Annotated in this window: 12 protein-coding genes; 10 read left to right on the forward strand and 2 right to left on the reverse strand. The window is 35.4% G+C overall.

The window, feature by feature from the left end; all coding sequences use genetic code 11:
- Nucleotides 1-200 precede the first annotated feature (200 nt).
- The 7 genes from srmL to ATE49_RS07955 all read left to right on the forward strand — a co-directional run bounded on the left by srmL (nt 201) and on the right by ATE49_RS07955 (nt 5,991).
- Complete coding sequence (gene srmL / locus ATE49_RS07940; RefSeq protein WP_065081731.1) at nt 201-1,235, forward strand: PheS-related mystery ligase SrmL; 1,035 nt, start codon at nt 201-203, stop codon at nt 1,233-1,235.
- 216 nt (nt 1,236-1,451) lie between these two features.
- Nucleotides 1,452-1,634, forward strand: a complete 183-nt coding sequence (locus ATE49_RS07945; RefSeq protein ID WP_024567231.1) for a bacteriocin-like protein — start codon at nt 1,452-1,454, stop codon at nt 1,632-1,634.
- 105 nt (nt 1,635-1,739) lie between these two features.
- Nucleotides 1,740-1,913, forward strand: coding sequence for a bacteriocin-like protein (locus ATE49_RS20165; protein WP_155759294.1), 174 nt, complete (start codon nt 1,740-1,742; stop codon nt 1,911-1,913).
- A 155-nt stretch (nt 1,914-2,068) separates the two neighbouring features.
- Nucleotides 2,069-2,233 carry a hypothetical protein gene (locus ATE49_RS20170; protein WP_155759295.1) on the forward strand — a complete coding sequence of 55 codons (165 nt, stop codon included), beginning with the start codon at nt 2,069-2,071 and terminating at the stop codon, nt 2,231-2,233.
- A 57-nt stretch (nt 2,234-2,290) separates the two neighbouring features.
- The gene (locus tag ATE49_RS20175) at nt 2,291-2,458 is read left to right on the forward strand and encodes a hypothetical protein (RefSeq protein ID WP_155759296.1); all 168 of its coding nucleotides are present in this window, start codon (nt 2,291-2,293) and stop codon (nt 2,456-2,458) included.
- A 187-nt stretch (nt 2,459-2,645) separates the two neighbouring features.
- Nucleotides 2,646-3,854 (forward strand): PepSY-associated TM helix domain-containing protein, encoded by a 1,209-nt coding sequence (locus tag ATE49_RS07950; protein WP_065081732.1) that lies wholly within the window; start codon nt 2,646-2,648, stop codon nt 3,852-3,854.
- A 10-nt stretch (nt 3,855-3,864) separates the two neighbouring features.
- Complete coding sequence (locus ATE49_RS07955; protein WP_065081733.1) at nt 3,865-5,991, forward strand: outer membrane beta-barrel family protein; 2,127 nt, start codon at nt 3,865-3,867, stop codon at nt 5,989-5,991.
- A gap of 268 nt (nt 5,992-6,259) precedes the next feature.
- Here ATE49_RS07955 and ATE49_RS07960 read toward each other — a convergent pair whose 3' ends face one another.
- Nucleotides 6,260-7,462, reverse strand: a complete 1,203-nt coding sequence (locus ATE49_RS07960) for a YncE family protein (protein ID WP_065081734.1) — start codon at nt 7,460-7,462, stop codon at nt 6,260-6,262.
- A gap of 6 nt (nt 7,463-7,468) precedes the next feature.
- Complete coding sequence (locus tag ATE49_RS07965; RefSeq protein WP_065081735.1) at nt 7,469-9,829, reverse strand: TonB-dependent receptor; 2,361 nt, start codon at nt 9,827-9,829, stop codon at nt 7,469-7,471.
- A 371-nt stretch (nt 9,830-10,200) separates the two neighbouring features.
- On the opposite strand from ATE49_RS07965, the gene ATE49_RS07970 reads away from it, so the two are divergent.
- The 3 genes from ATE49_RS07970 (at nt 10,201) to ATE49_RS07980 (ending at nt 12,696) form a co-directional block, all read left to right on the forward strand.
- Complete coding sequence (locus tag ATE49_RS07970; protein WP_065081736.1) at nt 10,201-11,652, forward strand: S41 family peptidase; 1,452 nt, start codon at nt 10,201-10,203, stop codon at nt 11,650-11,652.
- A 42-nt stretch (nt 11,653-11,694) separates the two neighbouring features.
- Complete coding sequence (locus tag ATE49_RS07975) at nt 11,695-12,153, forward strand: hypothetical protein (RefSeq protein WP_065081737.1); 459 nt, start codon at nt 11,695-11,697, stop codon at nt 12,151-12,153.
- A 105-nt stretch (nt 12,154-12,258) separates the two neighbouring features.
- Nucleotides 12,259-12,696, forward strand: coding sequence for a DUF5958 family protein (locus ATE49_RS07980; protein WP_065081738.1), 438 nt, complete (start codon nt 12,259-12,261; stop codon nt 12,694-12,696).
- The last annotated feature ends 42 nt before the right edge of the window (nt 12,697-12,738 follow it).

Consider the following 12,738-nt stretch of genomic DNA (forward strand, 5'->3'; position numbering starts at 1 on the left):
ATTCTAATAATATTTTGTAGATTTGTTATAGATAATGAACATCAGACGTAACATATTATTTTCATTCTTCTTTTTTGGCCTCCAAGGGCCAAGATAATTAACTACGTCTGTTGCGTACAGATATACCATATTAAATTCTCACCTTATTTTAAATCAAAAATCTACGACATACAAATGTCGCAGAAAGTAATTATTTAATTATGAACAATATATCAAATCTAATAAATGAAAAGCGCAGTAAAAAACTGCATAACAATAAACTACACCCTGTATGCCAGTCAAAAGAAAAGATACAATTATACTTCAATGATTTTTCAGTATTTGATGATTTAAATGAAATTGTAAGTATTAAAGACAACTTTGATGATTTACTGATTCCGATGGATCATCCTGCCCGATCTGCAAATGATACATATTATGCAGATAATGATCATGTCCTTAGAACACAAACTTCTGCACATCAGAATATGCTGCTTAAGGCTGGCCATAAAAGATTCATTGCTTCGGGCGATGTATACCGCAAAGACACTATTGACAAAACTCATTATCCGGTTTTCCATCAGATGGAAGGTGTAAAAATTTTACCAGCCGGAGCTGATGCTCTGGATGATTTAAAGAAAACACTGGAAGGATTGATTCAGTATTTATATCCCGGAAAAGAATATAGATTTTTAGATGATTATTTTCCTTTTACAGAACCTTCATTACAAATAGAAGTATTACAAAATAAAGAATGGATGGAAGTATTGGGAGCAGGTGTAATACATCCTCAAATTCTAAAAAACTGCAATATAGAAGGTACCGGCTGGGCTTTTGGATTAGGTCTGGATCGTTTGCTGCTTTCTTATTGTAATATCCCCGATATACGGTATTTATGGACAGACGATTTACGTTTCATTTCACAATTCGAAAATGGATTGACCGAATTTCAGCAATATTCAAAATATCCACCTGTGTATAAAGACATATCATTCTGGGTAAACGAATATACTGAGAATAAAGAAGGCAACTGGAATGAATATAATAATCTCTGTGAAGTTATACGAGAAGAAGGTAATGATCTTGTAGAAAGCATTGACCTGCTGGACAAATTTTGTAAAGAAAACAAAACATCTTTAGCTTATCGCATTATGTACAGGTCTAATGAAAGAACCTTGCTAAATGATGAAATTAATGAAAAACAGGAACGTATCAGAGCTACATTGTCTGAAAATTTTGACATTATACTAAGATAAATTTTAGGGGGCTTTGCTTTTATCAGCAAAGCCTTTTTATATAATTGATTTATAAATGAAGTATAAAATTTCTATAAATCAATCTGTTTATAATCTCCGGCTTTCAGGAATTACTAATGATGAATAAGTTATTCTTTAGGAAAAAGTAATACTCTATTTATTTGCAGATTGATAAATATATCTATAATTTGAAAGTTGAATCAAAAAAATTTTATTATGAAAAAATTACGACAACTTTCAAGACATGATCTTAAAAATGTAAAAGGTAGTGCAGCATGCAGTATGTGGTATAATCATACTGCTTCTTGCGGAGTTAGTTATGGTTTATGCTTTGATAACTATACAAGCATCGACGATATGCAAAAGGCTGTTGATGATCTGGATAAAATTAAATGCTAAAAACTTTCAATTTTCTATTCATTTATATTTAAATTTCTTCACAATAAGTCACTTTAAAGTGAATAAATGTATTATATTTGCTCTACACCAAATAAATATAGTATTATGAAAAATTTAAAGAAGATTTCCAGAAACGAACTTAAATCTGTTGTAGGTGGTATCGGTCCTAATGAAGCTCTTCCATTTTGTACAAAACCAAGGCAAATAGAGCTTTGGGAAATGCAATGCAGTCCTTTGGATACCGAACCATGTTATGCAGCAGGTTGCAGAATGAAGTAATTAAAAAGAGCAGCTGATATTTTTATCAGCTGTTTTTATTTTTACCTTCTACATCAAACTTCTCTGTTTATTAAAATCATAAATATCTTTACAATTAAGTCACTTTTAAGTGAATAAACATTATATTTACACCTTAACCAAATAAATAATTTATTATGAAAAAGTTATCAAAAAAAAATCTGAAAGACATTAAAGGAAGTGATGATTGGAAATCATGTAATACATCTTATGATTGTAGACCCGGTAATTATGTATGCTGCTTTGGTGGATGTTATAAAACCACAGAATTGGAATACTTACCTATATGTCCAAATGATTAAATCATTATAAAGTGAGCAAACATTATATTTATACCTTATCCAAATAAATAATTTATTATGAAAAAGTTATCGAAAAAAGATCTAAAGGCTATTAAAGGAAGTGGTGAAGGAGAAACTTGCCATAGCCGTAGAGACTGTCGTACGGGAAATTATGTATGTTGTTTTGGTACATGTCAAAAAACAACTGAAATGGAGTATTTACCTCAATGCCCAGAAGATAATTAAGAAAAGGATGCTCTAGCATCCTTTTTTATTAAATAAATATTATCAGACAATTTTCCTTCCTCCCTATAAGCCTAATAAAAATCAGGTTTTTCGGGTGAAATAAAGTTCTCACACTGTTTAGAATTATTACAAATAAAGCTATATTTGTAGTTTATTTATTTTTAATAAGACTAAATAGTAATAAAGAATGCAACAGACAGATAAAAAGAAGTCTAAGGGTACATTTAAGAAATATGTTCTGAAAGTCCATCTGTGGCTCGGCCTCATTACTGGCATTATAGTACTCGTAGTTTCTCTTTCCGGAGCATTTTTCGTTTTTAATGAAGACATTACTGCTGTAATGCGAAAGCAACACATCTTTCATGGAGAGAAAGATATTCAGCACAAGAAACCAATCCCAATACACGACTTAAAGAATATCGTTAACTCTCAACTGAAAAACGAAATCGTAAAAGCAGAAGAGGTTACCATTCCTATAGACCCTGCCCGTTCCTATGAATTTGGTTTGATTAAAGGGAACCCCGATGGCTGGAATTACTTCAACAACATTCTTATTTATAAAAACGTTTATGTAAACCAATATACCGGCAAGGTACTGGCAGTATATGATATAAAGAAGAATCCTTTCTATTTCTGCATGGAATTACATCGTTCCTTGCTGTTGAGCAATAAAATCGGTGGTACTATTGTAGGTACTTCTACAATTATATTTGTGATAATGCTGGTTACAGGGATTATCTTGTGGTGGCCAAAGAATAAAAAAATGCGCAAACAACGCCTTTGGTTCCGCTGGGAGAAAGTAAAAGGCTGGCGACGCAAGAACTACGACGTACACAATATTCTTGGTTTCTATGCGTCTTTTCTCGCTGTTATTGTAGCTATTACCGGTATTATGTATTCCTTCAGGGTTACCCAGGTGTGGTTATATGTCTTACTGAATGGTTTTTCCTCGGCTACACCCGATTACAGTCAGTACAAAACAACTGCACCGGAATCTGTAGAGACAATAACGACTATAGACCGTATTATAGAGCAGGTCAAAACTCATTATCCAAAAGCCTACTCGTTTGGACTCGACCTGGAAGATCACGCGGAAGCAGATCACAAGCACGATAATCTGAGTGTCCGCATCAAGGAAAAAGAATTCACTTACGGAGAATCCTCTCTGATGATTTTTGATGAACATTCAGGAAAACTTCTGTTCAACCGTCCACACAAGGATAAGTTAATGGCTCAGAGAGCTACCGATGCTACTTATGATCTGCACGTCGGTGCTTTCTTCGGTTTTCCCGGAAAAATTCTCGCATTTATCATGAGTCTTTTCTGTGCCTCACTACCAATAACAGGATTTATAATCTGGTGGGGTCGGAGAAATAAAAAGAAACCAACAACCTAAATTCACTATTATGAAGAAGCACTATATATGGTTACCTTTAATGGCAAGCCTGAATACCTATGGGCAGACAGAAAGCCAAAACGATTCGCTGCAAACGGAGAAGACAGCAGAAATTAGCGGTGTCGTAGTTAAAGGTAGCAGCAAAGCTATTTTTCAGCAGAAAGCTGATAAAATGATTTTTAATGTAGAAAACAGTGTATTATCCGACGGAACTACGGTATTGGAACTATTAGGAAAAACACCTGGTGTAGTAGTTTCGCAGGAAGGTGAACTTTCCTTAAGGGGCAAAAAGGAGGTAAGTGTAATGATAAATGGTAAACTTAGCTCTTTGTCAACAAAAGAACTTGCCAATCTTCTGCGCTCCACTAACTCCACACTGGTAAAGAATATAGAGATTATTGCCAACCCATCGTCCAAATATGATGCTACCGGAAATGCAGGCATCATTAACATCGTCATGAAAAAAAGCTCGCTGGAGGGACTTAGTGGCAACTATTATCTGAACGGCGGCAGAGGCCGTAAAAACAGAATCAATACAGGATTAAGTCTGAATTATACTCACAAAAAGCTATCCCTGCATGGGGATTACAGTTATACTTTCCGCGGGGAAGAAGAACGGAAGCATTTTAATCAGGTATTTTTTGATGAAAAAAATCCACAGACAGTTACCAGAAAAACGAACCAGAGTTCAGTAACCAACGAACCTTTAACCTCTAACAACTTTAAGTTCGGTATGGATTATGCCTTTAGCGATAAGACGACTATCGGCGCCTTATTCGATGCTAAAATAGGAAGGTATGAAGACTTTTCCAGAGGTGAAAACAGAATATTTCAGCCTGTGGACAATCTGTTTGCCCACATACTCTCTAATAATAAAAGCAAAGAAAACTGGTATGATTATACTTACAACCTAAAAGGTACACACATCTTCAACGATAAAAATTACAAAGTAGATGTAGATTTGGAATACGAAACCTCGCGCTTTACTTCCCGGCAAAATCAGATTTCGGATGTACTGGTCAACCAGGGAACAGAGCCATTCAGCAACAGAATGGGGAATATCGCTTCACGGCTAAAAGTCTTTAATGCAAAAGCAGACTTCAGTCTTCCATTCAGTGAAATCCACAATCTGGAAACCGGACTGAAATCTACCATTAAATCTAACAATAATCCGTCTCAGTATTTTATACAACAGGGACAGGACTGGATAAATGATGATAAAGCAAGCAATGAATATGCTTATAAGGAACAAATCCATGCGCTTTATGCTGATTATAAAGTAAGTTTGACGAAATGGACATTTCAGGCAGGACTAAGAATGGAAACAACCCATACGGATATCAACCAGAAAACATCGCAGGAACGCCGCAAGAGGGATTACACAAATCTTTTCCCTAGTGCATCGGTAAGATATCAGCTTAATGATAAACACGAGTTTTATGCTTCTTATAGTAAAAGAATCAACAGGCCTAGCCATTTTGATCTGAATCCATTCCGGTTTTACGATGACCCTTTCAATTACTGGCAGGGAAATCCAAACCTGAACCCGGAGTTTACACATGCCACAGAGCTAGGTTATACCTGGGGTAAATACATTATAGCATCGGCATACTTTAGTGTAACAAACGATGTAATGACGGAAGTGTATAACTACCAGCAAGACACAGGAATCCTGGTAAAAACACAGGAAAATCTCAACAAATCCTATGTATATGGCACAAATATAACGGCTACAACAAAGCTTTATAACTGGTGGTCGCTTACCTCCATGCTGAATGTATTCAACAATGAGTATAAAGGTAATTATCAGAACACAACGATCAATAGTTCTCAGCTGGCTTTTACATTGAATGCACAAAACAGCTTTACAATTGTTAAAGGCTTAAAGGCTGAAGCTAATGCTCAGTATTTTTCGAAATCGAATATAGGTTTATATATCCGGGATGCCTACTTCGATCTGACACTGGGTGTCTCCAAAACACTGCTAAAGGATAAAGCGACGTTAAAACTGGCGGTAACAGATTTACTAAAAACCAACAATTACCGTGTAACAGGAGATAATTTCAGTTCTGTTATCCGACAGAAATACAATCTGGACAGCCGTGTGGTAACATTATCCTTCAATTACAAGCTTTAAAATACCAAATCATAAAAAGCTATCTGACAGCTGTAAATGACCGGAAGAATTCTTCCGGTCATTTTTAATTCAATGATTAACCAAACCATACTTGTCACTCTGAGCTTAGCTAGTAATGGGTATGATAACGAATTATCGAAGAGTTTACTGTTCTCGTAGAAATAAAAAACTGCTCTCAAAATTATTGAGAACAGTTTTTAAAAATGAGATAAAATTCTAATTATATAGATTATATTCTATATTCGTTTTTATAAACTTCTATATTCGATTAGTCATAGAACTTATCGAACCGGGCAAATCCGGAGATACGATCCGGAAGCTTCATACCTTTGGTAATCTTGTCTGTCTGCGGATCATAAATCCATACATAATTACCACCTTTGCTGGCATTTACAGCGATATACAACTTTTTATCCTGAACAAAAAATCCTTGTTCATAAGGTTCATCACCCGGTAATTCATCCAATACACGAATCAATTGTCTGGTCTCAATATCTACAATAGCATAGCGGCCATTGTAGCTATTACCCAATGCCGGATCACGGTAAAGAATTACTATTTTGTTATTACCAATATAATCTATCGCAGTTTCCAAAGATTTCCCACCAACAAGTTCCGTAAGATTAATCTCATAGCCTGCATCTGGTGCAGTTGCACCTTTAAGTGCTCTTAGAAGAGAGATTTTGCCTGTTCCGGCTCCCGTACGCGGAAAACAGGTATAATAAAAAGCTTCATTATCTTTTGTAAATGAGGTTTTGAAATACGGAGATCCATTAGATACCCCAACACTACGGTTATCACTTATAGAATTCTTTACTTTAAAGGTTTTGTAGTCTATTACTGCAAAGTTATAATATTGTGGGGTTAACCATTTACCATCACGGAAGCTATACTGCAAATAGATTTGTCCGTCTATATAGGTAACAGCACCCAATGTAAAGAAATTGTATCCATTCGGGAATGGCTGAAATCCTTCAATTTCTCCCTGACGTATAATACTAAGGTCGGATGTTCTAAAAATAGTGTAACGTATATGCTGGCCATCGCCTGTTTCACCAGTCAATAATAAAGTATCTGCATCGATCCAGGTATAACCGGAAATATCACTGATATAGGTATATGGAACTTCTTTTATAGTGGTAAGCCTGTCCTGAGTGTATTTAAACTTTTTAAATACGCCCTGATCGGTTTTGTAATTGTATATAAACCCATTCTTCACAATATAAGAATAGGTTCCTTTGGAATTGATTTCGTCCCCCTCCTTGGTAATATCCATTTCGCCTTTTGTAACATCATTGGTAGCCGTCATATAATGCACGGTATTTGGCCAGCTTCCCAAAGCTGAAAGCAGAAAATATTTATAGTCTTTTTCACCACTTCCTGTACTTCCAGAACCGGGTTCACGTTCGCAGCTGATTATGATTAAAGATGCAAGTATTAAAAATATGCTGTTTCTGAAATATTGTATCATGTTTATTTACTTAAGTAGGTATCTGAATTTTACATAGAAAGCACGTCCCTGTTTCTGAAGCTTAAAATTGTCATAGGCCAGTGCATCACCAAGATTGGTAACATCGAATGCCAGGTTATATCTTCCATTTTTCATGGAATAACTGATGCCTATATTATGAAGCGTTTGTCGCGGAATAACCGGAATATTGCGCGGATTACCATAGGACTGCCAGTTCTTGTAGAACCATTCAGTCATCTGTAATCCGTAATAAAGCTCTACCCTGCTGTCTTTCTGTAACCAGTCGTCTTTGCCCAAACTTACATTGACATTACCAAATAACCAGGGCTGATTTGGCACGTCTTTTTTGTAGGTTGCTGAGATTACTTCTTCATTGTTATTGGCAAACTTTGTATTATCATAAGCTTTGTTATAGCTAATATTCATCAATACATTCAGCAACCTTTTGTATTGGTAGCTTAATTCACCTTCCAGCCCTTTGGTAAAAATATTGGAAAGGTTTTCGTATTTGAAGGTACTGTTGTAAAGATTAGGAACTGTATAAATAAAGTCTTTTGTATCGCGTATATATCCAGCTCCTTCTGCTCTGAAAGCATGTGCCCCCCAATGATGGCTGTAATACAGACCAACATTCACGTTATTGCTGGTTTCAGGCTTCAGGTTCATATTGCTGGTTACAGCAACACCATCTCCGAAAATTTCTTGTGGCTCTACCAGACGATAAGAACGTTCAAAAGATCCTTTTGCGCCCAGCCCTTTTACAATTTTTACAGTTGTTGCAAAACCATAGCCCCAGCTGCTGAAATTGTCTTTCACAGGATTATCGGTTCTGGTTGCCTGATCAAAAACCATTTTCTGAAGTCCTACACGGTAATATTTACCAAAAAAAACATTCGTCCAATGCTTGTTGAAGAAATCCTGCTGATAGGCCATCGAGAAAATCTGCTTTGTCATCTTAGCCGGAGGGACATCTTCTTTCTTTTCGTCGAGAGAATTAAATGTAGTATTCTTAATATAATCGAGAACGTAATTAAAAATAAGCTTATGATGATCAGCCAACCTGTAAGTAGCGCCCAACTGTGAGTAAACACGGTCTTCGTACTGCATCATGATACTTTTGCCTCCTTTCTCACTTGAAGCTGAAGGTTCAAATGTACCGTCCCAACTGTATTTACGCATAAGAGTGTCTGTAGCTTTCTGGACACTTTTGGAAAAGCCTGCGTAAACATTAAGATCTAACCGGTCGTTAAAAAGATTGGCTTTTTTATATTTCATAAAATAATTGTGAGCCTGTCCATTCTGCTTCACGCCACCATAAACAACTTCCTGATTGGATCCTGTCTGTACCTGTTTGTCGAAAACAGACTGTGACATTCCTACAAAAAAATAGTCCGCCCATTTTTTATTTTCTACTCCGGCTTCTGCCATCCCAAAAACAGACTGATAACGGTCGTTGAAACGTTTTACATTTCTTAATTCATATTCATTTTTTCCGGCATTCCATATCTTCATATCCTTCATGATATAGTTGTTATCGGAATGGTTATAAAAACTATTGATCCGCAGGATAATCCCGGTTTTATCATCTTTGATCTGTCCATTCAGGTTGATACGCTGCGTATTAAAAGATCCGACACTGATCCCGGCATCCAGATAGTTTTTACTGGCAGAAGGACTTATAATATTTACAGCTCCCCCCATAGCATCGGTACTCAGATGAACCGGAACCACACCTTTATAAATCTCCACACGGTCGGCCATATTCACAGGCAGTGTGCTCAGGTCTACACCTTTGCCCAACATTTCCAAAGGAACTCCGTCTATAAAGAATTTCACCGCCTTACCGGACATACCGTTGATAGAGAAATTGTAATCGGAACCTACTCCGCCTTGTTGGCGAACTTTAATCCCAGTTGTCCTGTTCAAAACCTGATTAAGGTCGGCTGTAGTATTGGCAAGCTTAGCAATATCTATAGCATTAACAGTGAAAGCACCGTCCTGCAGTGCTTTTACTTTTCCTTTACCATGTACTGTAACTTCCTTTACAACTGATTGATCATCGGCCAGCTGAATTGTTACAACGGGAGCCTCACTACTGAAGCTAACTTTCTTTCTGTACTTTTTATAACCATCAAGGCTAAATACCAATGTTGCCTCACCCTTCCTGTAAGCAATCCTGAAATTTCCATTTTGATCGGTTTGTGTTTTAATTTTTGTGTTTTCAACAAAAATATTTACTCCGTTTAGTCCCTGCTGGGTATGATCCTGTACGACTCCCTGAATCCAAAAACCTGAATCTTGTGCTCTGATAAGGGAAATCGACATCACCACGATAAGAAAGATAAAAATACGCTGATATGACTTCATTATTTATAATTATTATAAATAACAAAATTAAACCTTAGTCCTCTATCCGTAAAGGAAACCGCTTGTTTATTTTTATTTAATCTAATTAGTGTTAAAATTTATTAATGTAAAAATTTAAACAGGCCCTATAACATACTGTAATACAGTATTAAATATTAAAACACCTGTTCATAATTTTTTGTTAATATGAAAAAAGTCATTCTGAAACCGCCTATAATTTTTATAGATTTGCCCCGATTCTCACGGGATTCTGGTAAAAAACACAACCAAAACTCATTCTGTTATCGCCCTAAAACGATCCGTTAATGTCTTTGACATCAGGAAATCGATTTTATTTTTTTGAGATATAATATTAATACTAAATATAATTTATGACGAAGAAAGTACTTATTTTACCTATGTTGTTGATCAGTATAGTAGGCTTTTCACAGTATTCTATTTCGGAAATAAGCAAAGACGCTTATCTCAAAGATTTTGACATCGCTGTAGATATTATTAAACAGCAGCACCCTAATCCTTATCGCTTTCACAGTAAAGAGGTATTGGGCAAAAAGCTGGATTCTCTACGCAAAGAAATAGAGAAAAATCCTACCTATATTGGCTTTTATATGAATACCCCGACTAAAGTACTGGGTGATGGACACAGCTCAATGGGCATGGAATCTAATTATATGGAGGATTATGTAAGCAAAACTTCCTTTTTTCCTTTGGCAACCTATGTTCAAAACGGCAATACGTATATCAACAGCAATAACAAATACGGTGTAGAAGCCGGAAGCCGCATACTGGAAGTCAATAATAAAAAAATCGGTGATCTCTTTAGCAAAGCTTCAAGACAGGCAGATGGCAGCATAAAAGTTGAAGATCTGGATATGTCATCCGTTATTTCTTATACTAATGCAAAGACTTATCAGATAAAATACGAAACACCTTCCGGCGAACAAAAGACTATTGAGCTGAAAGGGATTAGCTACCCTGAATTCAACTATGAATCCAGACATGCGATACTGCCTATAGATGTAACTTCCGGAAGTGGTATCTATGGCTATCAATTAAATCCGGATACTTATTATTTGGCCGTAAAGTCATTTTCGTTCAATGAAAGCTACTTCTACGAAAGGCTGAAGAAGTATTTTCAGGATATGAAAAACCTGAAGACTAAAAATCTGATACTTGACATTCGTGATAATTCGGGTGGTTCTATCAGCAATGTTCCGTTACTATATTCTTTCCTTTCTAAAGATAAGCTTTTCAACAATTCCTATAAATACGGGACAAAAGTAGTGGATATCAATTACAAGGATTATCTGGTAGATCCTCAGACGGATCGATATTTCTCTGATAGTGATATCCGTAATGAGAATAACTTTATGCACCAAAGATTTGACAAGTCCGATAAAGGTGATTATTATTTCGGGAATACGAGATTAGACGATACTTATATTAAAAGTTATCCGCGTGATGGTTTATTCTTTGATGGAAAAGTAATTTTGATGATTAATAACCGTACGTTTTCGGCTGCAACTTATTTCGCATCTCTTTTTAAAAGTGAAAAAAGAGGAAATGTAGTAGGAAAAGAAACGGGATCTTGCAGCAACTTTACAACTGCTGCGTGGTTTCTCACTTATAAACTGCCTAATACCAAAAGTACACTTTCGATTCCGAGAACTGAGATTTTCTTTAACAGCAGTGAGGGTGATAATATTACCAAATGTACAGGCGTAATTCCTGACCACACATTGAAAACAGACTATTTTCTGAATGCCATGAAGGAACAAAAGGATCCGGAACTGGAATATTCTAAAACACTGCTTTCTAAATAATCGGAACTACAGCTAATAATACACAATAAAATATCACACTATATGAACACAGCTTTTATATATATAAACACAAAATTCACAAAACTATTTCTATTATTATCATTAATTATACTTTCCCTAAGCAGCTGCGAGAACAGAGATACCCCGGATTCTTTCAATCCGCCTGAATGGATAAAAGGAGAATGGAGTGCTAATGATGGTGTTAAATATCAGTTTTTCGAGCATGATTTTATACTTACTACAGGAGGCTCACGATTTAGCTATGGTTTTGTAAACGGGAATAAATCTATGGTTAATGTTATTAAAAGTACCTCTTCGGAATATATTTTTGAGATTATAAATTATGATGTAACCGATACTTTTAATCCTCCTGGCAGTCAGAATTACCGCAATAATTTATGGCAGAGAACACCGTCCAGAAAGCTTTATTTTAAGTTTAAAAGGAATTCTGATAATTCGATAATCGAAAGTAATAATACGTTTTTCAGAACCGGTTTATAAGATAATCTGTATCAAACATATTACAAAGCTGCCTTCCCAGGCAGCTTTTTTTGATTAAAAGATCTATATTTAAATCATATTTATGTGTCATACAAAACAGAAAAAATGATATTAGAATATGAAATACTATTTAACAAATATGGTCAGGGTATTATATTACCTGAGGCATTAGTCAGTAATTTTCTGGAGGCTAATAAAGATGAGCAAAAAGCTTTTTTTGACTATTTATTATTTCTTATTAGCCAATCAAAACCTCAACATCAGGATATTGAAGAAGCTATAGAAAGCAGCTGCCTGAGACCAACCTATACACCTTGTGTTCTTTTAAAAAAAGGTATAGATCTCAACAATTTAACAAGAATATCTAAACTTCCTGATAATGAAAAACTAAAAAGTTTTAGATTACTTTTAGAGCTTTTCAAAATAGCATATAGAAGAAGATTTGATTCCGAGAAAAACAATATAAATAAATGGTGGTACTGGGATTTATCTGATCCCTTAATAGAAAATAAAGTTTATCAAATGTATTTTAAAACAGAATAGTACTTTTTTCTAATACAAATATATTCTTCCAAAAAATATATT

The sequence above is a fragment of the Elizabethkingia miricola genome (genome assembly GCF_001675285.1).
GTDB lineage: Bacteria > Bacteroidota > Bacteroidia > Flavobacteriales > Weeksellaceae > Elizabethkingia > Elizabethkingia miricola.